The 24,591-nt window shown below is 35.0% G+C and carries 25 protein-coding genes and 1 pseudogene; 19 read left to right on the plus strand and 7 right to left on the minus strand.

Annotated elements, in window-relative coordinates:
* Window positions 1-2: 2 nt before the first annotated feature.
* From TMATH_RS01405 to nagA, 12 genes and pseudogenes are all read left to right on the plus strand, one after another.
* Window positions 3-962: a GNAT family N-acetyltransferase gene (locus TMATH_RS01405; RefSeq protein WP_013149699.1), complete on the plus strand. Its 960-nt coding sequence runs from the start codon at window positions 3-5 to the stop codon at window positions 960-962.
* Between the two features lie 98 nt (window positions 963-1,060).
* A complete protein-coding gene (locus tag TMATH_RS01410) occupies window positions 1,061-1,777 on the plus strand; it encodes a PIG-L deacetylase family protein (protein ID WP_013149700.1) in 717 nt (238 codons plus the stop codon).
* A gap of 13 nt (window positions 1,778-1,790) precedes the next feature.
* Window positions 1,791-2,744, plus strand: coding sequence for a GNAT family N-acetyltransferase (locus TMATH_RS01415; RefSeq protein ID WP_013149701.1), 954 nt, complete (start codon window positions 1,791-1,793; stop codon window positions 2,742-2,744).
* 36 nt (window positions 2,745-2,780) lie between these two features.
* Entirely contained in the window at window positions 2,781-6,539 is a 3,759-nt protein-coding gene (locus TMATH_RS01420; RefSeq protein ID WP_013149702.1) for a family 10 glycosylhydrolase, read from the plus strand.
* 21 nt (window positions 6,540-6,560) lie between these two features.
* Window positions 6,561-7,559, plus strand: a pseudogene (locus tag TMATH_RS12405) (electron transfer flavoprotein subunit alpha/FixB family protein).
* Entirely contained in the window at window positions 7,560-7,745 is a 186-nt protein-coding gene (locus tag TMATH_RS12545; RefSeq protein ID WP_041591620.1) for a hypothetical protein, read from the plus strand.
* The gene (locus TMATH_RS12550) at window positions 7,745-7,861 is read left to right on the plus strand and encodes an FAD-binding protein (RefSeq protein WP_232192599.1); all 117 of its coding nucleotides are present in this window, start codon (window positions 7,745-7,747) and stop codon (window positions 7,859-7,861) included. Before TMATH_RS12545 ends, TMATH_RS12550 begins: the two co-directional genes overlap by 1 nt.
* Before the next feature lie 86 nt (window positions 7,862-7,947).
* On the plus strand, window positions 7,948-9,351 hold the full coding sequence (locus TMATH_RS01440; RefSeq protein WP_041591621.1) for an ISLre2 family transposase: 1,404 nt from the start codon (window positions 7,948-7,950) through the stop codon (window positions 9,349-9,351).
* Between the two features lie 106 nt (window positions 9,352-9,457).
* Window positions 9,458-10,246: an FAD-binding oxidoreductase gene (locus TMATH_RS01445; protein ID WP_269479177.1), complete on the plus strand. Its 789-nt coding sequence runs from the start codon at window positions 9,458-9,460 to the stop codon at window positions 10,244-10,246.
* Window positions 10,247-10,251: 5 nt separating this feature from the next.
* Entirely contained in the window at window positions 10,252-10,389 is a 138-nt protein-coding gene (locus TMATH_RS12555; RefSeq protein WP_269479181.1) for an FAD-linked oxidase C-terminal domain-containing protein, read from the plus strand.
* Window positions 10,362-10,574: an FAD-binding oxidoreductase gene (locus TMATH_RS12560; protein ID WP_269479178.1), complete on the plus strand. Its 213-nt coding sequence runs from the start codon at window positions 10,362-10,364 to the stop codon at window positions 10,572-10,574. The genes TMATH_RS12555 and TMATH_RS12560 overlap by 28 nt, the downstream gene beginning before the upstream one ends.
* Before the next feature lie 59 nt (window positions 10,575-10,633).
* Window positions 10,634-11,782 carry an N-acetylglucosamine-6-phosphate deacetylase gene (gene nagA, locus TMATH_RS01450; RefSeq protein WP_013149704.1) on the plus strand — a complete coding sequence of 383 codons (1,149 nt, stop codon included), beginning with the start codon at window positions 10,634-10,636 and terminating at the stop codon, window positions 11,780-11,782.
* Window positions 11,783-12,199: 417 nt separating this feature from the next.
* Here nagA and TMATH_RS01455 read toward each other — a convergent pair whose 3' ends face one another.
* Both TMATH_RS01455 and TMATH_RS01460 read right to left on the minus strand, forming a co-directional pair.
* Entirely contained in the window at window positions 12,200-13,366 is a 1,167-nt protein-coding gene (locus TMATH_RS01455) for an aminotransferase class I/II-fold pyridoxal phosphate-dependent enzyme (RefSeq protein ID WP_013149705.1), read from the minus strand.
* Window positions 13,363-13,851 (minus strand): Lrp/AsnC family transcriptional regulator, encoded by a 489-nt coding sequence (locus TMATH_RS01460; RefSeq protein ID WP_013149706.1) that lies wholly within the window; start codon window positions 13,849-13,851, stop codon window positions 13,363-13,365. Before TMATH_RS01460 ends, TMATH_RS01455 begins: the two co-directional genes overlap by 4 nt.
* A 209-nt stretch (window positions 13,852-14,060) precedes the next feature.
* On the opposite strand from TMATH_RS01460, the gene TMATH_RS01465 reads away from it, so the two are divergent.
* From TMATH_RS01465 to TMATH_RS01480, 4 genes are all read left to right on the plus strand, one after another.
* Window positions 14,061-14,324 carry a FeoA family protein gene (locus tag TMATH_RS01465; RefSeq protein WP_013149707.1) on the plus strand — a complete coding sequence of 88 codons (264 nt, stop codon included), beginning with the start codon at window positions 14,061-14,063 and terminating at the stop codon, window positions 14,322-14,324.
* Entirely contained in the window at window positions 14,321-16,291 is a 1,971-nt protein-coding gene (feoB, locus tag TMATH_RS01470) for a ferrous iron transport protein B (protein WP_013149708.1), read from the plus strand. Before TMATH_RS01465 ends, feoB begins: the two co-directional genes overlap by 4 nt.
* Before the next feature lie 86 nt (window positions 16,292-16,377).
* A complete protein-coding gene (locus TMATH_RS01475) occupies window positions 16,378-17,781 on the plus strand; it encodes an ISLre2 family transposase (protein ID WP_013149709.1) in 1,404 nt (467 codons plus the stop codon).
* Between the two features lie 146 nt (window positions 17,782-17,927).
* Window positions 17,928-18,275 carry a nucleotidyltransferase domain-containing protein gene (locus TMATH_RS01480; RefSeq protein WP_049766007.1) on the plus strand — a complete coding sequence of 116 codons (348 nt, stop codon included), beginning with the start codon at window positions 17,928-17,930 and terminating at the stop codon, window positions 18,273-18,275.
* A gap of 95 nt (window positions 18,276-18,370) precedes the next feature.
* Here the strand turns inward: TMATH_RS01480 and TMATH_RS01485 are convergent, their stop codons facing one another.
* From TMATH_RS01485 to nikR, 5 genes are read right to left on the minus strand one after another with little or no spacing between them, the layout of a single operon-like run.
* Complete coding sequence (locus TMATH_RS01485) at window positions 18,371-19,099, minus strand: energy-coupling factor ABC transporter ATP-binding protein (RefSeq protein ID WP_013149711.1); 729 nt, start codon at window positions 19,097-19,099, stop codon at window positions 18,371-18,373.
* 11 nt (window positions 19,100-19,110) lie between these two features.
* Window positions 19,111-19,926 carry a cobalt ECF transporter T component CbiQ gene (gene cbiQ / locus TMATH_RS01490; RefSeq protein WP_013149712.1) on the minus strand — a complete coding sequence of 272 codons (816 nt, stop codon included), beginning with the start codon at window positions 19,924-19,926 and terminating at the stop codon, window positions 19,111-19,113.
* Complete coding sequence (locus TMATH_RS01495) at window positions 19,919-20,236, minus strand: PDGLE domain-containing protein (RefSeq protein ID WP_004400306.1); 318 nt, start codon at window positions 20,234-20,236, stop codon at window positions 19,919-19,921. Before TMATH_RS01495 ends, cbiQ begins: the two co-directional genes overlap by 8 nt.
* On the minus strand, window positions 20,233-20,925 hold the full coding sequence (cbiM, locus tag TMATH_RS01500; RefSeq protein WP_013149713.1) for a cobalt transporter CbiM: 693 nt from the start codon (window positions 20,923-20,925) through the stop codon (window positions 20,233-20,235). Before cbiM ends, TMATH_RS01495 begins: the two co-directional genes overlap by 4 nt.
* A 13-nt stretch (window positions 20,926-20,938) precedes the next feature.
* A complete protein-coding gene (nikR, locus tag TMATH_RS01505) occupies window positions 20,939-21,370 on the minus strand; it encodes a nickel-responsive transcriptional regulator NikR (RefSeq protein WP_013149714.1) in 432 nt (143 codons plus the stop codon).
* Window positions 21,371-21,537: 167 nt separating this feature from the next.
* On the opposite strand from nikR, the gene trmL reads away from it, so the two are divergent.
* Genes trmL through TMATH_RS01520 form a run of 3 tightly spaced genes read left to right on the plus strand, consistent with a single transcriptional unit; the run spans window position 21,538 to window position 24,566 of the window.
* Window positions 21,538-22,008 carry a tRNA (uridine(34)/cytosine(34)/5-carboxymethylaminomethyluridine(34)-2'-O)-methyltransferase TrmL gene (trmL, locus tag TMATH_RS01510; RefSeq protein WP_013149715.1) on the plus strand — a complete coding sequence of 157 codons (471 nt, stop codon included), beginning with the start codon at window positions 21,538-21,540 and terminating at the stop codon, window positions 22,006-22,008.
* Between the two features lie 17 nt (window positions 22,009-22,025).
* Complete coding sequence (locus TMATH_RS01515) at window positions 22,026-23,195, plus strand: DNA polymerase IV (protein ID WP_013149716.1); 1,170 nt, start codon at window positions 22,026-22,028, stop codon at window positions 23,193-23,195.
* The gene (locus TMATH_RS01520; protein ID WP_013149717.1) at window positions 23,196-24,566 is read left to right on the plus strand and encodes an MATE family efflux transporter; all 1,371 of its coding nucleotides are present in this window, start codon (window positions 23,196-23,198) and stop codon (window positions 24,564-24,566) included.
* Window positions 24,567-24,591: the final 25 nt, after the last annotated feature.

Raw genomic sequence — 24,591 nt, forward strand, 5'->3', positions numbered from 1 at the left:
CAATGGGTATTGACTATCTGCCGTTGGCAAGAGATAAGGGAGAAGAGATTGTAAGGCTATGGAATAAAGAATTGGGTAAAGAATTTCCACTCAGAAAAGAGTTGTTTTATCAAAATAGCCTTGAGGATGAGAATGTACTTCTAGAAGGTTCTTGGATAGCTTTAGAAAGGGAGAAGTTGGTAGGATTTATAATTTCAAAGATATGGAAAGAGGATTTGGAATGTGTAAAAAACAAAAAAGATACAGGATATATACAAGTGATACTAGTGGATTCGGACTATAGAAATAAAGGCATAGGAAGTGAGTTATTAAGAAAAGCTGAAGAAGCTTTAAAGGCAAATGGAGTAAAAACAGTAGTTTTAGGACAGGATCCGTGGCATTACTTTCCTGGTATTCCTTCTGAATACATAGACACAGTAGAATGGTTTAAGAAAAAAGGTTATGTAGAGTTTGGAGAAGAGTATGACTTATACTGTCGACTAAATGGTGAAGGCCAAGTTACGTTGCCTGTCTTCCCGGAAGTTGAATTTAAGATTTTGGATAAGTGGCAAAAAAACAGTTTCCTTGAATTTTTGAACAGAGGCTTTCCCGGCAGATGGGAGTATGAAGCAGTAAAGTATTTTGAAAAAGGAGGAGAAGGAAGAGAATTTGTAGTAGCAGAGAAGAAAGGAAAGATAATTGGATTTTGCAGAATAAATGACAGCAGATCTTCTTTTATTGCTCAAAATGTTTACTGGGTTCCTTTGTTTGAAGAAGAGCTAGGGGGAATAGGGCCATTAGGCATAGATCCAGAAGAAAGAGGAAAAGGATATGGTTTAGCCATTGTTCAAGCAGGTATGTATTTTCTGAATCAGAGGGGAATAAGAAATATAGTAATTGATTGGACAAATCTTGTAGATTTTTATGGGAAATTGGGCTGTAAGGTTTGGAAGAAATATGTTAAATGTAAGAAGCAATTTTAGATGAAAAGCCAAATTAAGGATAATTGTAGGGGAAATAAGCAAAGATAATTAACCATGGGAAATTAGAGGAGATATAACTGAAAGAGGTGTTAATAAAAATGAGTAAAAAATTACACATTATGGCAGTAGGTGCTCACTGCGGAGATATGGAATTAGTTGCGGGGGGAGTAATTGCGAAATACACGCGGGCAGGACATGAAGCAAGTATTGTACATCTTACTTCCGGAGAAAAAGGGCATCCACATTTAAAACCCGAAGAATATGCTAAACAAAAGATTGAAGAAGCAAAAAAAGCTGCAGAAATCTTAGGGGCAGAGCCTATTTTTCTACCTTACAGAGATGCTGAACTTCCAGTAAATGATGAAGTAAAATTCAAGTTAGCGGAGGTAATAAGAGAAAAGAAGCCAGATGTTATAATTACCCATTGGAAAAATAGTATGCATCCAGATCACGCAAATACTTACCTCATAGTGGAAGGAGCATTATTAATTGCGGCTTTACCTGCCTTTGAACTAAAGTATCCTGCTCACGGGGTGAGGGACTTATTTTACGGGGAAAATTGGGAAGATCCTTATGGATTTGAACCGGATGTGTATGTAGATATTACTTCTACGTATGATGTCTGGGTGGAAGCAATAAAACAATATGAGTTTGTAAGAGGAGGAGTTTCTACTTTCAGATATTTAGATTACTACACTCACTTAACTGTGGTAAGAGGATGCCTAATGGGAGTAAAATACGCTCAAGCTTTTATGATGCCAGAAGGAGCTAATAAAAGAAGAGGCGCATCTTTACCTGGATTTAATTTAGAATAGGGAGTTGAAAAGAATGAGGTATATAGTTAGAACTTATCGAGGTGGGGATGAAAAAGGGATAGTAGAAGCATGGCAGCAAAGCCTTCCATTTGACCCAATAAATCAGCACCTATTTCGTGCAAAAGTATTGTTAGATCCCAATTTTGATCCTGAGGGAGCGATTGTAGCTGAAGATGAAAAAGGTCAGATAATTGGTTTTACTCTTACTTTGGTAAGAAAATTGCCTATGTACAAAGATGATTTAGAGCCAGAGAATAGCTGGATTACAGTTTTCTTTGTCCATCCAGCTTATAGAGGCCAGGGAATTGGCAGCAAAATGTTTGAAAAAGCGAAAGAGTTTGTTCAGGAGAAAGGGCGGAAATATATATTCTTCTCCTCCTATGCTCCGAACTATTTTTTACCAGGTATTGATGAAAAGACATACCCCGAAGGTTACAGATTTCTCTTAAAACAAGGTTTTACGAAATTATACTCTCCTGTAGCAATGGATAGGTCGTTACTAGATTTTACGATACCTGAAAAAGTGAAAAAGCTGAAAGAAGAAAGAGAAAAAGAAGGGTTTAAATTTGGATATGCTGAGGACAGACATCTATATGAGTTAATTGAATTTGCAAATGTAGTTTTCAATCCCGACTGGGGAAGAGCAATAAGAGAAGGAATTTTACAGGGATTGCCTTTGGAGCAAATAGTTGTTGCAGAGAAAGATGATAAAATAGTGGGATTTTGTCTATACGGAGCATATGAAGGGATTCGCGAAAGGTTCGGTCCATTTGGAGTTGACCCTTCAATGCATGGGTTAGGTCTGGGGAAGATACTTTTAAACTACTGCCTTTTTGAGATGCGGTGTAAAGGGCTACACAATGTGTGGTTTTTATGGACCGGAGAAGAAAGCGCAGCAGGGTATTTATATAAAAAGACGGGTTTTAAAGTGACGAGGAAGTTTCATGTGATGAGGTTTAGCTTTTAAAAGTAGAGGAAAAGCTTCTAAGGGGGAAGAGGAATCATGTTAAGAAGGAGTTTTGCTATATTTCTGGTTTTTATGTTTGTCTTCACTATGAGTCCTGGGGTGTCTTTAAAGGTATTTTCACAAGATTCTTCTTTGTCATTGCCAATTGTCAATTGTGCTTTAATAGAAATAGTACCAAACCCTGTTAGGCTTTTACCAGGAGAAGAAAAACAATTTTCAATAAAAGCTTATAATGAAAAAGGAGAAGAAGTTGCTGTTCCTTTAAAACAAGTCATTTGGCGTGCTGAGAGGGATATTGGTACAATTTCCAATGATGGGGTATTAATGGTGCCTCAAGTAGTTGAAGGATTAAAATATGGCTATGTAGAAGCAGAATATAATGGAATGGTAGCAAAGGGCTTGGTTATAGTTGGCAACAAAATTGCAGAAGTCATTGAAGACTTTGAAAATATAGAGTTGAATGGAAAAGTTATATTGAGTACAGGGACAATTACACAGGCTGGTAGTTTGCCAGCGACCGCAACAGTTCAGTTGGCAAAACGACCGGAACCTGTACTTTATGGGGAACATTCTGCGAAATTTATGTACGATATGAGAGGAACTACCGGGACAACGGCAACTTATCTTAGTTTAAGAGATATTTCTACTGGTAGTTTAGATAGACCTATTCCTGGTGTTCCTAAAAAAATTGGTGTTTGGGTTTACGGTAATCAAAATAATCATTGGTTACGCGCAAGGTTAAAAAATAGCGACGGAAAAATGTTCCCTGTGGATTTAACGGCAACGGCTAATTTTAATTGGACAGGATGGAAATATGTTACAGCAAATATTCCTTCTGACCAAAAAGGACCTTTTAAATTCATGGATTTGTATATTGTAGAGACAAAAGATACAAACAAAGATAGTGGTTTTGTCTACTACGATCGCTTAAGTGTGTTCTATACTGATACTGATGTTTTTGGTGTTGATATTATTGGGCTTACTCCTATGCAAGTAGGAGAAACTAAACAAGCAAAGGTAGCTATTACACTTAAAAACAGTACATCCCCAGAAATAGTTAATAATGGTATTACATACCTCAGTAGTAATCCAAATGTTGCTTCAATTGACAATGAAGGTAATGTTATTGCTTTGCGCCCAGGTAAAACTACAATTGTGGCATTATATGGTAATACAGAAGCTGCTTTCTTTGAACTTTTAATTACGGAAAATGAACCGATAGTTGATATACTTGAAATTTACGGTCCTGAAAAAATTGAAGCAGGAATGACAGGAAATTTACAAGTGTTTGCCAAATTTAATGGTTACGACAATAAAATTGAAGTTACTAAAGAAGTAAATTTTATTAGCCAAAATCCAAAAATTGCTACTGTCAGCAAAGAAGGCATTATCCAAGCGTTATCAGAGGGGGAAACTACAATTATTGCTAAATATAAAAATAAAGAAGCTTTATATTCATTAAAAGTAACAAAGCCCACTCCTGTATTGTCAAAAATTGAATTAACAGGTTTGAAATCAATGACTGTGCAATCTGAGCTCCAAGCAAAAGTAATAGGTGTTTATACAGTATTTGGGAAAGAATATGAAAGAATTGAAATTAAAGAAGGTGTTACTTTTAAGAGTAGCAGACCAGAAGTAGCAGAAATTAACCAACAGGGGCTTGTTAAAGCTAAATCAGTAGGGGTTACAGTAATAACAGCTAATTATTTAAATAAAACAGCTAGTTATGTGCTTGTTGTCAATAAGGAACCCATTACACCTAAAAGAGAATTTAGGGCTGCTTGGATTGCCACAGTAGATAATATAGATTGGCCTAAGAAGGGAGTCTATGATCCGGAACAACAAAAGCAGGATTTTATTGAAATATTAGATAAGCTGAAGGATATAGGAATGAATGCAATCATAGTTCAAATAAGACCAACAGCTGATTCATTCTATCCTTCTAAATATTTTCCGTGGTCTCATTGGTTGACAGGAATACAGGGTAAAGATCCTGGCTATGATCCTTTGGCCTTTATGATTGAAGGAGCTCATAAAAGAAATTTGGAATTTCATGCTTGGATTAATCCTTACCGTGTAAGTATGGGTGACGATTTAAATGCTCTGGTTGACAATCATCCTGCAAAACAGCATCCCGAGTGGGTTGTATCATATGGTGGGAAGCTATGGTTTAATCCAGGTAACCCTGAAGTAAAAGAGTATATTATAAATAGTATTATTGAGGTAGTTAAAAATTATGATATTGATGCTATTCATTTTGATGATTACTTTTATCCATATCCTGTAACAGGTGTGGATTTTCCAGATGAGGAATTGTATCAAAAATATGGTGTAGGATTTGAAAGTAAAGAGGCTTGGCGTAGAAACAATGTGGATACCTTGATATCAGAATTATCACAAAAAATAAAAGCAACAAAACCTTATGTTAAATTTGGCATTAGTCCTTTTGGAATTTGGCGCAACAAATCCACTGATCCAAATGGGTCAGAGACGAATGGATTTCAAAGTTATGATTCTCTATACGCTGATACAAGGAAATGGGTTCAAAATGAATGGATTGACTATATAGTACCCCAAATTTATTGGTATTTTAACTATTCTCCAGCAGCTTATGAAAAGCTAGTGGATTGGTGGAGGCAGCAAACTGCAGGCAAAAATGTACATCTATATATTGGTCATGCTGCTTATCGAGTAGGAGCTGACGATGTTAATTGGTTGGATCCCGACCAACTCCCTAACCAAGTGTTATACAATAGGAATTTTGAAAATGTATATGGTAGCGTCTTTTTTGCCACAAATAATCTGCTTAAAAATCCTTTAGGGGTAACGGATCGTTTAAAAGAACTATTTAAATATCCTGCTTTGGTACCACTAATGGAGTGGTTGACTGCTGATTTACCTTCGCAACCAATCAAAGTAAAAATAAATGCTAAAGAGGCAGGGATTGAATTAAAATGGGAAGATATGACCCCTGAGAATACTGGTTATTATGTGATCTATCGCGTAGAAGGGGAGGAAGTACCCAGTATCAATGATGCAAAAAATATTCTGGCACTCGTTAGGAAATCTAATGGTTTTCAACAGACTTACCTGGATTTAAATGTTTTACCAGATAAAACTTATAGTTATGCAATAACGGGAGTTAATAGGATAAACGAAGAAGGTGTACCAATTTATATTACTGTTAAAGAAGCTTCACAAGGGAAAGTAATTGTAGTAGGTAATACAACTACTTATCTTTTAGAAAAGAACAAACTAGAAGAAGAAATTAATGATAAGCACAAAAAAGAATTAAAGTTTGACTTGACCGATATAGGTATAACAAGCCAAAAAGAATTAGAGATACCTTTAGAAGTTTTAAGATTATTGGAAAAAGGTAATAAAAGAATAATAATAAAATCAGATGAGATAACCTTGGAGTTCAACTCAAAAACCGTTGTTGCGCCAAAAAATATTTTTAAGCTTATTGAAGAGGAAGGTTCACTGACCATAGCTATAAATAACAAAGGGAAAATAGAAGTAGACAGCTTTAATTCACTTACTAATGCCTATGAGGTAATATTAAAGGCAAGAGATAAAGTATTAAAAATTAAAGAACCATTATTTAAGATAAGCTTTAATTTGCCTGATAAAAATGATTTTAAGAAAGTTGGAGTTTATTTCTGGGAGGAGAAAAATGGTAGATGGAAATATATTGGGGGAAAAGTTGACCGCAAAATAAATACGATAACTGTAGAAGCAAAACAAATGACAATTTATACTGTTTTTGAACATGAAAAAAATTTTATACCATAACTAAAATGAGGAGAAAAACCTATGAGAATAATAATCCCAATAAAACAAGTACCTGAGACGAGCAATGTGAGAATGGATCCCTGTGACAGGGACAATGGTGAGAGAAGGAGTAGAAAGTATAGTAAATCCCCTCGATTTATATGCCATAGAAACAGCGATAAGGCTAAAAGAAAGATATAGAGGAGAAATAATTGTCATATCCATGGGGACTGAAAAAGCAATAGAAGCAATAAAAGAGGCAATAGCTATGTGATGTGATGACGGGATTTTACTATCTGATAAAAGATTTGCTGGAGCAGATACTTTTGCGACTTCATATGTATTAGCTAAAGCTATCGAAAAAATAGGTCTTTTTGACCTTATAATATGCGGAGAACGTGCAACGGATGGAGATACAGGGCAAGTAGGGCCTGGCATAGCGTCTTTCCTTGACTTGATAGGAGGGAATATTCTCACAACTATAAAAACCCCTTTTACTAAGCCTCAAATGGCTACAGTAAGACCTCATTCAATAAAGCCGGCACCATACGATGAAGGGAGAAAAGGAGAGGTTGCATATAAAAAATTTAATGACGAAGTTTTTTCTTCTTCAACTAAGTTTTTGAGGTTTGTAAAAAACGAATCAGAACAAATAAATCTACAAGAGGCCAAAGTAATAGTTTCAGGGGGAGGGGGGGAGGAAGAGGTGAGAACTTCAAACTAGTAGAAGAACTGGCGAAAATTTTAGGATGGGCAGTTGGAGCTACTAGAGATGTTGTAGATAGGGGGTGGAAACCTTATCCCCATCAAGTGGGTTTAAGTGGAAAAACAGTTTCACCAGAACTGTATATAGCTGTAGGCATTTCAGGGGTTATACAGCACATAGCAGGTATGCAAAGTTCAGAAAATATTATAGCTATAAATAAAGATCCAGATGCGCCAATATTTAAAATTGCTGTTCTAGGCATAGTAGGAGACCTACATCAGGTAGTTCCATTGCTTATAGAAAAGATAAAGGAATACAAAAAAGAGGCGAGGTAAGTGTATAATAAGCTGACAAATGAAATTGTAGAAGAGCTTAAAAAGATAGTTGGTGCTAATAACGTTATATACGACAATCCTGATGCATTAGAACCTTATTCTCATGATGAAGTTGCGGAAAAAGAGTATGCCCATATGCCAGAGGCAGTTGTAAAACCTTCGATGGCAAACAAATATCAAAGATAATGAAACTTGCAAACAAATATAAAATTCCTGTCACACCAAGGGGTGCTGGTAGTGGCCTTTCTGGTGGAGCAGTACCTGTATACGGTGGAATTGTGCATAGTGTAAAATTATCGTAGGATTTTTTGAGTAAAAAAAACAAGAGACAACCCCTGTGATAAAATAGATTATGGAAAACAAAACAACACAGAAAGGGGTGTCTCTTGTGAAAAAAAATATCTTTGAGGATATTATACTACAAAATGCTCTAAATTTCACTAGAGAAGTGGTAGACATTTTTAGTGATTTATTAAACAAAGGAATGAATATTACAGAGCTTGCAGCAAGGATAAAGGAACTAACGGACAAACTAGGTAGAGAGGCAATAGAAGCAATTATTGAAGAGTTAGATAAGATAATAAAAGAAGACAAGAGAAGGAAAGAAAAATGGGTAGTAGAGAGGAAAGATAAAAAGAGATTAACCACAATCCTTGGGGATATAGAATATGAGAGGACATATTACAAATCCAGAGAGGATGGAAGATATACATATTTGGTGGATGATGCATTAGAGATAGGGCGGCACGATAGGATAGAAAAAGGTGTAAAAATAAAGTTAGTAGAGAACGCAATAGAAGAATCATATGAAAGAAGCAGTAAAAAAGCATGTCCAGAGGAGTTAAGTAAACAGACAGTATTAAACGCAATAAGGGAAATAGGAGAAGTAGAAGTAAAGAGAGAAATAAAAGAGAAGAAAGAAGTAAGGGTATTATACATAGAAGCAGATGAAGACCATGTGCCTTTGCAAGATGGCAGCAATGAAACACCGCGATTGATATACATACATGAAGGTAAAGAAGAGAGAAATGGTAGAGATGTACTGAGAAATGTGCATTACAAGGCATACGTAGGAGAGAAAGCAGAAGACATATGGATAGATGTAGCAAATTACATAGAAGAAAACTACAAAGAAGAGAAGATAGAGAAGATATACATAGCAGGAGATGGAGCACCGTGGATAAAAGAGGGATTAGAGTGGATAGCAAAATCAAGGTTTGTGTTAGACAGATATCATTTAAACAAATACGTATTAAAAGCCACATCAAAAGAGCCAAAATACAGGGAAAAGATATGGAGAGCAATAAATGAAGGAGATAAAGAAGGAGTGAAGAAGATATTTGATGAACTAATAAAGGCAGCAGAGGAAGAGAGGGAGAAAGAGAAGATAAAAGAAGCAAGGAAATACATACTAAACAATTGGGAAGGGATAGAGATATACAACAAAGACAAAGATGTAATAGGGTGCAGTGCAGAAGGGCATATAAGCCATGTATTTTCAGTAAGACTAAGCAGGAATCCATTAGGGTGGAGTAGAGAAGGATTAAAACTAATGGCGAAATTAAGGGTATTCAGCAAGAATGGAGGAGACTTAAGAGAAGTAGAATGGGGTAAGAGGAAGAATATAAATGAAGGAAGTTACAAATTAACGAAGAAGCAAATAAAAGAGGCGGTAAGAAGAGTTAAAACGTCTACAAATGAAAAGATAAATAATATTACGGTTTTGAATATAGGCAAAGTAACGCCAATATATAGGGTTTTAAGAGCAATAAAATATGCACAAGTTATATAAAAAACATGATAAGACGAAGCCCTGAAATTAACTAAGTTACAGGGGTTGTCTTAAAAAAATCCTACAGTATCTTGACACTATCGGAATTGTGTTATCTGTTGAAAGGATGAATAGAATTCTTGAAATAGATAAAGAAAATCTAGTAGTAGTTGTTGAACCTGGAGTTGTGACGAATGAGATTAATAATGCTGTTAAAGAGTATGGCCTATTTTATGCAGGATATCCTATGAGTGTAGAAACCTGCTATATAGGAGGAAATGTTGCAGAGAATGCTGGAGGTGGTAGGGCAGTAAAATATGGAGTAACTGGTAGATACGTTTTGGGACTTGAAATAGTAACTCCAACAGGTGATATTATACATCTTGGTGGGAAATTAATGAAAGATGTTACCGGTTATGACCTAATTCATCTTATGGTAGGCTCTGAAGGCACTCTTGGTATATTTACAAAGATATATCTTAAACTCATGCCACTTCCTCAAGCAAAAGTGGATTTACTTGTACTTTTTCAAGATATGGATACCGCAATCAAAATAGTGTCTAAAATCATGACATTTGGCAGAATAATTCCTACCTCAATAGAATTTATGGATAACTTATCATTTAAAGCATCGTGTAGATATCTCAATGAAAAGATATCCTTTGAAGAAGCAGGAGCAATGCTTTTAATAGAACTTGATGGCAATTCAAAATCAGAGCTTGAAGAGCAGTATGAAATTATAGGCAACTTGTGTATGGAGAACGGCGCTATAGAAGTTTATGTTGCTGATAATGCTACTACTTCAGAGAGAATATGGAGAATAAAGCGAAACATAGCAGAAGCTTGGAAACAGTTTAGTCACATCAAAGCCTGGAGGATCTGGTGGTACCTATATCCGAGATACCAAAATTCATAAAGCGGGTGAGAGAAATATCAAAAAAATACGATATACCTATTCCTTGTTATGGGCATGCGGGGGATGGAAACATACATGCGACCCCTATAAAAAAACCTGAACTTTCTATGGAAAAATGGCGTATAAAGTTGATGCAGTTTTAAAAGAATTGTATGTGACAGTAAAAGATGCTGGTGGCACTATAAGTGGTGAACATGGCATAGGTAATAAAAGAAAGGATTATTTACCTTTAATCTTAGAACTACAACATATAGAAATGATGAAAGCAATTAAAAAAGCTCTCGATCCCAATTTAATATTGAATCCGGGAAAGATTTTTTTCAATTGATGAATTGTAGAGTAAGGTGTAGAATATACTTAAAGAATTAATCTAAGAAGGTGATAAAAGTGGGTAATCTATTATTAAGGCACGGAGAAATATACACAGATGAAGAAATAATTTACGATGGCGATGTATACATAAAAGAGGGTAAAATTGCAGAAATAGGTCGAAATTTAAAAAAAGAAGATGCAGAGGTAATTGATGTAGAAGGCAAAAAAATAGTACCTGGCTTTATAGACATACATATTCATGGCGGTGTTGGACATGATACAATGGATGCTACTTATGAAGCATTAAATGCTATTTCAATTCATCTTGCAAAACATGGAGTGACTTCTTTTTGTCCTACTACTATGACAATGGATATACCCTATATCCTAAATGCTCTTAAAAACATAAATGAGACGATGAAAAAGAAGACGGCTGGAGCACAAATTTTAGGGGCATATGTTGAGGGACCTTTTATAAGCAAAGAACACAAAGGAGCACAGGATGAAAAATATATAATACCACCTGATAAAAACTTATTTGACGAGTTCTTGGAAATAGCGGGAGGTAACATAAAAGTAATTGCATTAGCACCTGAAAAAGACCCGGATGGAAGCTTTGTAGAACATGTCACTAAAAAGGGTGTAAAAGTATCCTTGGGACATACAAATGCCACTTATGAGGAGATGAAAAATGGAGTAGAGCATGGTGCTACAATTGCAGTTCACACTTATAATGGCATGAAAGGGCTACATCATAGGGAACCTGGTGCATTAGGGGAAGTATTTTTAGACGACAGAATATACAGTGAAGTAATTGTAGATTTTATACACACACACCCTGCTTCAGTAAAGCTTTTGATTAAGATAAAAGGAACAGACAAAGTGATACTTATATCAGATGCAATGTCTGCTTGCGGATTGGGAGACGGAGAATATAAACTTGGAGGGCAAAAGGTATTTGTAAAAAATGGAGAAGCAAGATTAGAAAGTGGTTCATTAGCAGGAAGTACTTTAACGTTAGATAAAGCTGTAAAGAATATTACTTCTCTTGGAGTACCACTTTTTGAAGCCTGCAAGATGGCCTCTTTAAATCCTGCAAAAGCAATTGGAGTAGATGATAGAAAAGGGAGCATAGAAGTTGGGAAAGATGCAGATATAGTTGTGCTAAACAATGATTTGACTGTTTATATGACAATAATAGAGGGAAAGGTTTTTATGGAATAAAAATGTATACATATTGAGAAATAAATGCCAAGAAGCTTAATTGCCATACAAAGTTTAAGGAATCCTTTTGATATAAGGATTCCTTAGACTGTATACAAACTTTCGGAAATAGGATATTTTGCATAAGGAACGACTTGTGACAATGCGTTAACAAAACTTAGCGAGACCGAGGGCGGAGGCAGGGCCGAAGCCAAGGATGGCGGAGGCGGGCACCTGAGACAGGAGGTCGAATGTGCCCGGGACCCTGCCGGAACCCGAAGGTCGAGCTTAGTTTTGTCGCTTTGGAACATCGGAGTGACGATGCAAAATATCCTATTTTAAAAAATTTTTACTTTGTCAACAAGCTGAGGAATCCTTTTGATATAAGGATTCCTTTTTACATTAAAAACATTTTGCGATATGTCAGATGTTATTCCTTTACAATATTCTCTTTACAAAATTTTCTATTCTTTCAAGTGCTCTTGCTATTTTATCTATAGAATATGCGTATGATACACGAATAAATCCTTCACCGCTTGGGCCAAATGCGTCTCCTGGTACTACAGCTACTTTTTCTTCTTTTAAGAGTTTTTCACAAAATTCCTGTGAAGTCATACCCGTCTTTTTTATTGAGGGGAAAATATAGAAAGCTCCCTTTGGCTCGAAACAATCAAGGCCCATCTCGCGAAATCCGTTTACAATAAATTTCCTTCTCTTATCATACGTTTCTCTCATTTTTACTATATCTTCTTCACATTCATATATACCCCTTATTGCAGCGTACTGTGCTGTAATTGGAGCGCATATAGTTGTATACTGGTGAATTTTATTCATTGCTTCAATAAATCCATGTTCTGCTGCGATGTATCCCAGCCTCCAACCTGTCATGGCGAAAGCTTTTGAAAAACCGTTTATAAGTATTGTTCTTTCCCTCATGCCTGGAAGCGAAGCTATGCTCACGTGTTTTCCTTCATATGTCAATTCACTGTAAATTTCATCTGAAATGACTATTAAATCATGCTCAATTATTATGTCTACAATTTCTTCTAATTCTTCTTTTTTCATGATAGCACCTGTAGGATTATTGGGGTAAGGAAGAATTAATGCTTTTGTTTTCGAGGTTATTTTTGATTTTAGGTCATCGGGTGTTAGTATAAAATTGTTTTTTTCGTCGGTAGGTACAAACACAGGGATACCTCTTGTCAGAGTTACACAGGGGGCATATGAAACATAGCTAGGTTCAGGAACTAAGACTTCGTCACCGTCATTTAAAAGAGCTCGCAGAGCAAGGTCAATGGCTTCACTAGCACCAATAGTTACCATTATTTCTTTTTCAGGGTCATAGGTTAAATTATAATGAGTTTTTAAAAAATAGGATATGGCGATTCTAAGTTCGGGCAAGCCTAAGTTTGAGGTGTATGTTGTGCTACCTCTATCTAGTGCGTCTATGCCTTCTTTTCTTATTTCCCATGGAGTTACAAAATCTGGTTCGCCAACTCCTAATGATATTATATCCTTTGAATTAGTCACAAGGTCAAAAAATTTTCTGATTCCGGACGGTGGAATACTTTTTACTACGTTGGATATGTATTTGTCTGTATTCATGGTGTTATCACCAATCTTTTGTCGTCTTGTCCTTCTTCATAAAAAACTCCGTCTTTTTTATATCTTTTTAAAATAAAATGTGTGGTAGTGCTTAATACGCCATCAATGGGGGCAAGTCTTTCAGCAACAAAGAGGGCTATTTCTTTCATTGTTTTACCTTCTACTTCAACGGAAAGGTCGTAAGTTCCGGAAATTAAGGAAACTGATTTTACTTCTTCGTACTGGCATATTCTTTCAGCTATTGCATTAAATCCAAGTCCTTGCTGGGGTGCTACTTTTACATCTATGAGGGCAGTTACGACTTCCCGGCCAGCCTTTTCCCAATCCACGAGAGCAGTGTATTTTAACAACACTTTTTTGTCCTCAAGACTTTTTATTGTGTTTTTAACTTCTTCTTCACTAAGCCCTGTGATTGCTGCCATTTGCTTTTCTGTAAGACGGCTGTTTTCGCACAGAAGGTCAAGGATCTCCATGCTTTTATCCATTTTTGCACCTCCTAAAAATATATTTTATGCACATTATAATACAAAGATAGGCGTAATTCAATAATTTAATAAATTGAAGTATAAAAATTTAAATAAAAACGTTTGAAATTTAACGAATGTGTGAATTCTGGGTTGACATGTATGCATAAAGAATGTTACAATTTTTATATAGATATTGATAATTATTTTCAATTATGGAGGCACAACAGATGGCAGAGAATACTATTCTAAATCTTATACAATTAAGGGAAAATCATGAAGGAGAGATTGTATTAATAAAAGCCGGAAGAGCAGCTACGCAAAGATTGAATGAAATGGGACTTGTCCCGGGGACAAAAGTTAAGGTAGTTAGAAAAGGCCTTTTAAGGGGGCCTGTTGAGCTTGAAGTTAGAAATTCTCACCTTGTGATTGGATATGGTCTTGCTTCAAAGATATATGTAAAAACCCTTGATGGGAAGGGGGATATGCGGTGAAAAAAGAAATAGTTATAGCTTTAGCGGGAAATGCTAATGTGGGAAAAAGCGTCATATTCAATCAATTGACAGGTTTAACTCAGATAATTGGTAATTGGCCGGGGAAAACGGTGGAAAGGGCAGAAGGGGTTTTGAGATTTAAAGGACGAACTATAAAAATTGTTGACCTTCCCGGCATTTATTCACTTTCTGCTTATTCTCAAGAGGAAATTGTCTCTCGTGAGTTTATAGCTTTTGAAAAGCCAGATGTTGTAATAAATGTGGTGGATGCCTCTAACCTTGAAAGAAATCTGTTCTTTACAGTTCAGCTTTTAGAGCTTCATGTGCCTATGGTTATGGCTTTAAACCAAGTAGATTATGCCATTAAAAAGGGTATAGATATAAATGTAAAAAAGTTAGAAGAACTTTTAGGGATTCCTGTTGTAAAAACTATTGCTACAAAGGGAAAAGGCCTTGAAAAATTGATAGATAAGGTTTTAGAAGTTGTAGATTCAAATAAAGAAACGACTGTAAATGACTATGACATAAAGCAAGAGAAAATTCTTAAATATGGAAATGAAATAAGCGAGTATGTAATGAGAATTTACAATATTCTTTTAAAACACAATGTAGTAAACATTATAAATTTGTTTCATCCTCTGTGGATTTCTCTAAAACTTATAGAAGAAGATAGCGATATAATTGAAAAGCTAAAAAGAGAGCCTGATGGTAAAAAGGCTTATGAAGAGATTCAAAAAGAACTAGAGGGATTAAAGGCGAAGACAGATGGCCCTCTTGTGACTTTAGTTACAGCAGCCAGGTATGATATTGCTTCTTTTATAGCCAGGCAGACAGTATCAGAAATTCACCATAGAATTACATGGACTGATTTGATTGACAATGTTGCTCTTCATAAAATATTTGGCTATATATCAATGTTTGCTATTGTCTTCATATCATTTTACGGCATATTTAAATTTGGAGAGTATTTTTCTGGCGTGTTGGAGGGATTTTTTGATGTATTAAGACCTTTGGTGTATAATTTGCATATTCCAAATATGTATAAAGATGTTTTATGGAATGGACTTGTTGAAGGACTTATTTCTGCTATAACCATCGTACTACCTTATATACTCCCATTTTATGTATTTTTATCAATACTTGAAAACACAGGTTACCTCGCAAGAATTGCCTTTTTAATGGATGAGATAATGCACAAAGTGGGACTTCACGGCAAAGCTCTCATTCCAATATTGATGGGCTTTGGGTGCAATGTCCCGGCAGTACTAGGCACAAAAATTTTAGAAACTGATAGAGAAATATTTGTTGCGTCTTTTATGTCCACTCTTGTGCCTTGTTCTGCAAGGATTGTGATAATTTTAGGTACAATAGGGGTATTCATGGGGCCGCAATACGCACTTGCTGTTTTTGCCTTAGATGTTTTGGTAATTTATATAGCAGCGTATTTTGCAGATAAAATAGCGCATGGAAAACCCTATGATTTGATAATGGAACTTCCCGGTTACAGAGTACCCGCGTTAAAACCAACACTAAAGCAAATATGGATTAGGATTAAAGACTTTTTGTATGTGGCACTTCCTATAATTGTTGTAGGAAGTCTTGTGCTTGAAATATTGAAATACACAGGTATATTTAAATATGTGACGTATGTAACGGACCCCATTGTAGTAAAATGGTTGGGATTGCCATCAATAGTAGGAATAGTATTGATTTTTGGGGTTTTGAGGAAAGAGCTTACCCTTATAATGCTTTTAGCTCTTTCTGGGACAAGTCATATTTCACAGATTTTGACTCCAAAGCAGATGATTGTCTTTGGTGTTGTTACAATGCTTTATATTCCCTGTATTGCTACAATTGCGGCATTAAAAAGAACAATTGGTTGGAGAAAGACATGGTGGGTAGTTTTTGTTGACATTTTCGTCGCGATATTGGTAGGAGGAATATTACATAGTGTAAAATTATCGTAGGATTTTTTGAGCAAAAAAAACAAGAGACAACCCCTGTGATAAAATAGATTATGGAAAACAAAACAACACAGAAAGGGGTGTCTCTTGTGAACAAACATATCTTTGAAGATATTATACTACAAAATGCTCTAAATTTCACTAGAGAAGTGATAGAAATTTTTAGTGATTTATTAAACAAAGGAATGAATATTACAGAGCTTGCAGCAAGGATAAAGGAACTAACGGACAAACTAGGTAGAGAGGCAATAGAAGCAATTATTGAAGAGTTAGATAAGATAATAAAAGAAGACAAGAGAAGGAAAGAAAAATGGGTAGTAGAGAGGAAAGATAAAAAGAGATTAACCACAATCCTTGGGGATATAGAATATGAGAGGACATATTACAAATCCAGAGAGGATGGAAGATATACATATTTGGTGGATGATGCATTAGAGATAGGGCGGCACGATAGGATAGAAAAAGGTGTAAAAATAAAGTTAGTAGAGAACGCAATAGAAGAATCATATGAAAGAAGCAGTAAAAAAGCATGTCCAGAGGAGTTAAGTAAACAGACAGTATTAAACGCAATAAGGGAAATAGGAGAAGTAGAAGTAAAGAGAGAAATAAAAGAGAAGAAAGAAGTAAGGGTATTATACATAGAAGCAGATGAAGACCATGTGCCTTTGCAAGATGGCAGCAATGAAACACCGCGATTGATATACATACATGAAGGTAAAGAAGAGAGAAATGGTAGAGATGTACTGAGAAATGTGCATTACAAGGCATACGTAGGAGAGAAAGCAGAAGACATATGGATAGATGTAGCCAATTACATAGAAAAAAACTTACAAGGAAAAGAGATAGAGAAGATATACATAGCAGGAGATGGAGCACCGTGGATAAAAGAGGGATTAGAGTGGATAGCAAAATCAAGGTTTGTGTTAGACAGATATCATTTAAACAAATACGTATTAAAAGCCACATCAAAAGAGCCAAAATACAGGGAAAAGATATGGAGAGCAATAAATGAAGGAGATAAAGAAGGAGTGAAGAAGATATTTGATGAACTAATAAAGGCAGCAGAGGAAGAGAGGGAGAAAGAGAAGATAAAAGAAGCAAGGAAATACATACTAAACAATTGGGAAGGGATAGAGATATACAACAAAGACAAAGATGTAATAGGGTGCAGTGCAGAAGGGCATATAAGCCATGTATTTTCAGTAAGACTAAGCAGGAATCCATTAGGGTGGAGTAGAGAAGGATTAAAACTAATGGCGAAATTAAGGGTATTCAGCAAGAATGGAGGAGACTTAAGAGAAGTAGAATGGGGTAAGAGGAAGAATATAAATGAAGGAAGTTACAAATTAACGAAGAAGCAAATAAAAGAGGCGGTAAGAAGAGTTAAAACGTCTACAAATGAAAAGATAAATAATATTACGGTTTTGAATATAGGCAAAGTAACGCCAATATATAGGGTTTTAAGAGCAATAAAATATGCACAAGTTATATAAAAAACATGATAAGACGAAGCCCTGAAATTAACTAAGTTACAGGGGTTGTCTTAAAAAAATCCTACAGTATCTTGACACTATCGGAATATTAAATCAGATTCTTACTTTTATATAAATATGGTATAATGTGAATGGGTGATAAAATTATGCCATATATAATGCCTCAAAAAGAAAAAAGATTAAAAGTGTTGAGAGATGAGTTAGAAAAAGCTATTGATTCTATTATTTCTTTAAATCCCGAAAAAGTGGTATTATTTGGTTCATTGGAAAGAGAAGATGTACATTTAAGAAGCGATATAGACCTTTTGATAATTTGGAAGACTGACCTGCCGTTTTTGGAAAGATTGCAAGTGTTTTATGATGCTATAAAGCCAAATGTTGCAATGGATATATTGGTTTATACTCCTGAAGAAATTGAAAAATTATATAGGAAAAATAAATTTATAGCAAAAGTATTAGATAAAGGGCGTGTATTATATGAAAAGAAGCAATGAAGAAGAAGCTATTTCAGCAATTAATAAGGCGTTAAAAATAATAAAATTTGTAGAAGAGAAAATAGAGTAGGGGATAAAACCTACTCTTATTTTTATTAAATAAGATTAACTTTAAGCAATAACTCCTTATCTTTAAGAATTTCATCAGGCTTGCCTATAGCTTCTATGGAGTGGTTTTCGTTTAATACTATTATCCTGTCTGAAAGCATTGCTGCTATATCAAGGTCATGGGTTGCGATTACTATGGTAGTACCGTTTTTATTCAATTTTTGTAATTTTTCCAAAAGCCACTTTTTTGACCGTGGGTCAAGACCATTTGTAGGCTCGTCAAGAAGCAAAACTTCAGGATTTATCACCATGACTGACGCTAATGCGACTTTTTTCTTTTCTCCGCCGCTTAATCTGTGAGGGGGCCTATCTTTTAACTTTTCAATTCCAAAAGAGTTAAGGGTTTCTTCTACGGTTTTTTGAACTTTATTTCTTTCTAAACCCATTTGAAGAGGAGCAAATGATATTTCGTCAAAGACTGTAGTGCTGAAAAGTTGCACATCGGAATCTTGAAACACAAAACCCACTTTTTTTCTAAATTCATATTCATCAAAAGTTTTTTTATCGCCAAGCAATTTGCCAAATGCCCATATTTCACCGCTGTCAGGAGAAATTAAATTGTCCATCAATTTTAAAAGAGTGGATTTTCCACTGCCATTTGCACCGAGAAGAATTAATTTTTCTCCTTTTTTTACTTCAAAAGTTATGTCAACTAAAGCAGGAACTGATTTATTATAAGAGTAATAGACATTTTTTAATTCAAATACTGTGCTCAATTTAAACCTCCTTATGGGTGGATATACCACAAGATGAATAAAAAAGTTATATTAAAACCTATCCATATATAATCATAAAAAGCCATTTTAAGAGTAGTTAGTGCTTTGTAATCTCCATTATAACCTCGTGAAATCATAGCGTTATAAACTTCATCGCTCAGTTGTTGAGACCTTATCAAAACATTTGCCATAGCAGAAGCGACAAATTTTCGCCCTTCACTACTATTACTTTTCCCCACATTTCTACTTTTTCTTGCGAGAAACATGTTTGTAGCAATTTCTAAAAGCAAAAAGATGTAACGTAAGGCCATTTCAAGTGTAGCAGTAAAAATGCGGGGGAGCTTAAAAGACCTCAATCCTTTTAATATTTCTACCCATTTTGTGGACAGTGCTAGTATATATACAAAGGATAAAGATATAAATGACCTCATCATAAAAATAATGGCACTATACAAACCTTCTTTTGTTATGTAAAAATTTTTTGTGAAATATACTAAAGGATGTCCTTCTTTTACTACATTAAAAAGTGAAGGTATCAGGACAATACCTGTAAAAAATATTGAGACTGCTGATACCCTCATAACATATGCTTTTAAAGGTATTTTAGAAAAATAAGCCAACAAAAGTGTATAAATAAGAAATATGGTCATAAAAGATATTGTCTTTCCAAAGTTGACTATAATGATTAATATAAAAACGGAGACGAGTTTTATTCTCGTATCAAGAGACTGCATAATACCTTTTTTAGCAGAAATTGTGTCAGAATAAAACATATCTTCAAATGCATTTTGTATACTTAAAATTGTCTTTTGTAAAAAGTTATCCATTTTTCTTCTGGGGTTTTCCCATAATCCTCCCTAATATTGCAAATATCAATACAATAGCTGCAATTCCTACAACTGCTGAAAAAATATAACCTAAAGCTTGTTGGAAAAAATTAGCATCAAATCCTGGTATACTGTAATCGGGTAATATTGCTTTTATAACTTCTGAGAATCTACTCATTCCCTCAGGTACATATCCTATCATGTTCTTAATTTCATCAAGGCCCCATTCTCCCCATGCCGAACCAGGAGCTAAAAGCCCGAGAGGGGTGAGAAGTATTATAACTATAGCTGCAATGTAGAATTTTTTCATCTATTATCACCTCTAAGCTTGGATGAAAATTTATACAGTATATTTTCCTCATCCGCTTTTTGTAAATAATATACTACAAGGCCTGTTATAATGGCTTCTACAATACCAGCTACAGTAAGATGAGCAAACATCATTGCAGGTATTGCTACGTTTAATCCATAGGGAAAATATAGGGGTGTTCCATTTGCTGTATGAAAAAGCAATGGCTGAAGTCCAAGTTCTATTGCTGTAGCAAGAGCAGCAGCATTTATTCCTACATATCCCCCTATAGCAGATGATATGACTTTGTTTAACTTAAGTGCCAACATAAGTTTATAAATTCCATATCCAACAAAAGGAGCTATAAAAGCTATATTAAAACTATTTGCACCTAAAGCTAAAATTCCTCCGTCACCAAAAAGCAATGCTTGAATAAATAAGGCTATAGTAAGAGATATACTTGCTGCCCACGGCCCTAAAGTTATTGCAAGGAGAGTTGCACCAATGGCATGGGAAGTTGTACCACCTGGTATTGGTACGTTAAACATCATTATTGTAAATGCAAAAGCAGACCCTATAGCCAAAGTAGATATGTCTTTTTTGTCAAAACTTTCATTGACTTTTTTTGCTGCAACTGAAATGACCGGTACCATAGCAGCACCCATAACAGCGCAGGTTTGAGGACTTATATAGCCTTCAGGTATGTGCATAAAAAATTCCCCCTTACAAATTTTTACCCGTTGTTGTCATCACTAGTTTTCCATGTTTTACTCCTTTTGTACTTATAATTTCATCTGCAATTTTTGTAATTTCCTTTGCGGTACCTTTTAGTACCATTATTTCGAGACAGTTATGCTTATCCAAGTGCACGTGCATTGTTGAGATTATGTTTTGATAATGTTTGTGTTGTATGTTTGTCAGCTTGTCATTTATTTCCCTTACTTCATGGTTAAAAACATAAGTAATTGTACCAATGGTCTCCGTATTTTCTGCTTCCAACTGATTTTCTATTATAAAATCTCTTATCAAATCTCTTATGGCTTCAGACCTGTTATTATAACTTTTTTTCTTTATAAGCTCGTCAAATTGATAAAGAAGTTTTGATTCCATTGAAACTCCAAAACGTGTTATTTCTTCCAGACTTATCACTCCCATAAAATAGTGTTATCTTCTTAAAAATAATAACACTATTTTATGGACGAGTCAATTTAAAAATTAACTAAAAGCTTCGCTATGAGTGGGAAAATTTTTCACTCTTTTTTTAATTATAAAGCTCTTGTGATATAATAAAATAAAGTTAGTTACAATACAGGAGGTAGAGTATGCCACTTAATGTAGTACTTGTTGAACCTGAAATACCACAAAACACAGGGAATATTGCAAGAACTTGTGTACTTACAGGCAGCAGGCTTCATCTTGTAAAACCTTTAGGTTTCAGTATAGACGAAAAATACGTAAAAAGAGCTGGTTTAGACTACTGGCCTCTTTTAGACCTTACTGTTTACGATAATCTCGAACGATTTCTTGAACAAAACAAAGGGAAAAAGTTTTATCTTGCCACCACAAAGGCTAAAAAGTATTATCATGAAGTAAAATATGAAGATAATTCTTATATACTTTTTGGGAAAGAAACTGCTGGACTTCCTAAATGGTTGATTGAAAAATACTACGAAGACTGTATACGGATACCAATGCATGAAGTGATATCTACAAGGTCTTTAAACTTGTCCAACTCTGTAGCTATAGTACTGTATGAGGCCTTGAGACAACTGGGTTTTCCTAATATGAAATAAAAAATTGAGGGATGATTATGAAACGAAAGATTATTCATGTTGATATGGATGCTTTTTTTGCATCTGTAGAACAACATGATAATCCAAAATATAAAGGAAAACCTGTTATTGTAGGCGGTCTGTCGGGGAGAGGAGTAGTTTCAACTTGCTCCTATGAGGCAAGAAAGTACGGAATACATTCTGCAATGCCGATGTACATGGCGAGGAAACTATGTCCACACGGTATTTTTCTTTCTGTAAGGAGAAAAAGATATGAAGAGGTCTCAAAACAAATTTTTGATATCCTGTACAGTATAACTCCTCTGGTGGAACCTGTTTCTATAGATGAAGCCTATCTTGATGTTACAGATATTGACAAAAATCCTGAGGTTATTGCCAAGGAAATAAAAAAGAAAGTGAAAGAGACGACGGGCCTTACCATTTCTGCAGGAGTTTCCTATAACAAATTTCTTGCGAAACTTGCTTCTGATTGGAATAAGCCAGACGGATTTACGGTCATAACGGAGGACATGATTCCCGACATTTTAAAACCACTTCCTGTTTCCAAAGTTTATGGCATAGGGGAAAAATCCGAAGAAAGACTTAAATCTATGGGAATAAATACAATAGGTGACCTTTTAAAACTGTCACAGGAGAATCTTGTCGAAATTTTTGGTAAAGTAGGTGTGGAGATATATTTAAGGATCCGCGGCATTGATGAGAGGCCTGTTGAAACTATGAGGGAGATTAAATCTATAGGAAAGGAAAAAACATTAGAAAAAGATACAAAAGATAAAAAACTTTTGCTTCACTATGCGAAATTATTTTCCGACATAATATCGGAAGAATTGTTTAGAGCGGGGCTTTATGCCAGAACAGTTACTGTTAAGATAAAGACATCAGATTTTGCTATTCACACCAAAAGCAAAACTTTAAATAAATATATACGATTAAGTGAGGACATATACAATGTAGCCTACGAAATTATTGAAAATATAAAATTGGACCAGTATATAAGGTTGATTGGACTATCTGTTTCTAATTTGAGCGCAGTAAAGTATGAGCAATTGTCGTTTTTGGATAAAAGTGTTGTCAAGTCTATTAAGGCAGAAAACATAGCCAGAGAAATAAATAAAAAAATAGGGCAGGAGATAGTGAAAAAGGCCAGCGAGCTTTTAAATAATAAAACGAAACAATGGAGGGATTAAATGGAAGCTAAAGAAAGGCATAAACGCAATATTGCGAAAGAAATTATAGAACTGGCATGGCCTTCTATAACAGAACAAATGCTTATAATGACAGTTGGAATGGTGTCAACTATATTTGTAGGACGTGTGGGAACAAATGCAATTGCAGCTGTTGGGATGATTAATTCTCTTATTTTTTTCTTTCAAGCTATTTTTGCAGGCCTTGCTACTGGATCTACAGTAATTGTAGCAAGGCTTATTGGCGAAGAAGATGAGGGAAGTGCTCGCGTTGCTGTTATGCAATCCCTTATTATGAGTATTGCTGTTTCTATAGGTTTTACTGTTCTTGGATATATTTTTGCGGTACCTCTTATTAAAATTTTTTTTGGTAGTGTATCTCCCGATGTTTTTAAATTGGCTTTAATATATTATAAAATAGTGATTTTAGGTATACCTTTTATGATAGTTGAAATTGTAATAGCAGGAGCATTAAGAGGAGCTGGAGATACTAAAACACCAATGTATATAACAGCTATAGTAAATGTCATAAATCTTTTATTAAACAGTATACTTGTTTTTGGAGTACATTTTCATAGTGGATATGTAGTACCTCCTTTAGGCGTAAAAGGTTCTGCACTTTCTGCTACAATCTCAAGAACGATAGGAGGTTTTTTGCAATTATATATCTTGTATTTTGGCAAAAGAAGGATTAATCTTGACATAAAAGAAAAAATACGGCTGAACTTTGACATGATGATGCGGATTATACGGGTAGGGATACCAGCTTCTTTGGAACAAGTAATAATGCAAGGTGGTTTTCTTGTAGTTCAGATTATTGTCTCTACAATGGGAACAGTTTCGATGGCAGTATATCAGATTGGTATGAATGCGAATAGCCTTGCTTTTATGCCTATATTTGGTTTTTCCTTAGCTGCAACTAGTTTAGTGGGTAGAAGTCTTGGAGCAAAACGTTTGATGTTAGCAGAAATATATGCAAAGGTTTCAAGAAATATTGCTGTTGTTGTGATTTCTATTATAGGCTTTTTTATGTTTATATTTTCAAGACAGCTTGCAGCGCTTTATACTACTGACCCTGTTGTAATAAAAATATCTTCTGATATTATAAAGATTTTTGCTGTGGTAGAACCTTTGCTTGCTATATTAAATGTCATGGCAGGAGTATTAAGGGCTGCAGGCGACATTCCTTATATTGTTCTTTCAACTTTTATTGGCTTATGGCTTTTTAGAGTGACAATTGGTTACACTTTGGGGAAAGTTTTTGGCATAGGAATATATGGAATTTGGATTGGCATATGTATCGACTTTGTTGTGAGGTCAGTAATGTATAGTTATAGGTTTAAAGCGGGTAGATGGAAGTACATAAAAGTGTAGACTACACAAATTTATCACATATTCT

The sequence above is a fragment of the Thermoanaerobacter mathranii subsp. mathranii str. A3 genome (assembly GCF_000092965.1).
GTDB lineage: Bacteria > Bacillota > Thermoanaerobacteria > Thermoanaerobacterales > Thermoanaerobacteraceae > Thermoanaerobacter > Thermoanaerobacter thermocopriae.

What these genes read in the sequence shown, in the direction of transcription:
- TMATH_RS01460 (WP_013149706.1), bottom strand. Translation starts at nt 13,851, where the DNA reads ATGGATAAAAGCATGGAGATCCTTGACCTTCTGTGCGAAAACAGCCGT.
- TMATH_RS01455 (WP_013149705.1), bottom strand. Translation starts at nt 13,366, where the DNA reads ATGAATACAGACAAATACATATCCAACGTAGTAAAAAGTATTCCACCG.
- TMATH_RS01445 (WP_269479177.1), top strand. Translation starts at nt 9,458, where the DNA reads ATGAATAGAATTCTTGAAATAGATAAAGAAAATCTAGTAGTAGTTGTT.
- TMATH_RS01405 (WP_013149699.1), top strand. Translation starts at nt 3, where the DNA reads ATGGGTATTGACTATCTGCCGTTGGCAAGAGATAAGGGAGAAGAGATT.
- TMATH_RS12550 (WP_232192599.1), top strand. Translation starts at nt 7,745, where the DNA reads ATGAAACTTGCAAACAAATATAAAATTCCTGTCACACCAAGGGGTGCT.
- TMATH_RS01465 (WP_013149707.1), top strand. Translation starts at nt 14,061, where the DNA reads ATGGCAGAGAATACTATTCTAAATCTTATACAATTAAGGGAAAATCAT.
- cbiQ (WP_013149712.1), bottom strand. Translation starts at nt 19,926, where the DNA reads ATGGATAACTTTTTACAAAAGACAATTTTAAGTATACAAAATGCATTT.
- TMATH_RS01415 (WP_013149701.1), top strand. Translation starts at nt 1,791, where the DNA reads ATGAGGTATATAGTTAGAACTTATCGAGGTGGGGATGAAAAAGGGATA.
- nikR (WP_013149714.1), bottom strand. Translation starts at nt 21,370, where the DNA reads ATGGGAGTGATAAGTCTGGAAGAAATAACACGTTTTGGAGTTTCAATG.
- trmL (WP_013149715.1), top strand. Translation starts at nt 21,538, where the DNA reads ATGCCACTTAATGTAGTACTTGTTGAACCTGAAATACCACAAAACACA.
- cbiM (WP_013149713.1), bottom strand. Translation starts at nt 20,925, where the DNA reads ATGCACATACCTGAAGGCTATATAAGTCCTCAAACCTGCGCTGTTATG.
- TMATH_RS12560 (WP_269479178.1), top strand. Translation starts at nt 10,362, where the DNA reads ATGGCGTATAAAGTTGATGCAGTTTTAAAAGAATTGTATGTGACAGTA.
- TMATH_RS01420 (WP_013149702.1), top strand. Translation starts at nt 2,781, where the DNA reads ATGTTAAGAAGGAGTTTTGCTATATTTCTGGTTTTTATGTTTGTCTTC.
- TMATH_RS01410 (WP_013149700.1), top strand. Translation starts at nt 1,061, where the DNA reads ATGAGTAAAAAATTACACATTATGGCAGTAGGTGCTCACTGCGGAGAT.
- TMATH_RS01520 (WP_013149717.1), top strand. Translation starts at nt 23,196, where the DNA reads ATGGAAGCTAAAGAAAGGCATAAACGCAATATTGCGAAAGAAATTATA.
- TMATH_RS01495 (WP_004400306.1), bottom strand. Translation starts at nt 20,236, where the DNA reads ATGAAAAAATTCTACATTGCAGCTATAGTTATAATACTTCTCACCCCT.
- TMATH_RS01515 (WP_013149716.1), top strand. Translation starts at nt 22,026, where the DNA reads ATGAAACGAAAGATTATTCATGTTGATATGGATGCTTTTTTTGCATCT.
- TMATH_RS01480 (WP_049766007.1), top strand. Translation starts at nt 17,928, where the DNA reads ATGCCATATATAATGCCTCAAAAAGAAAAAAGATTAAAAGTGTTGAGA.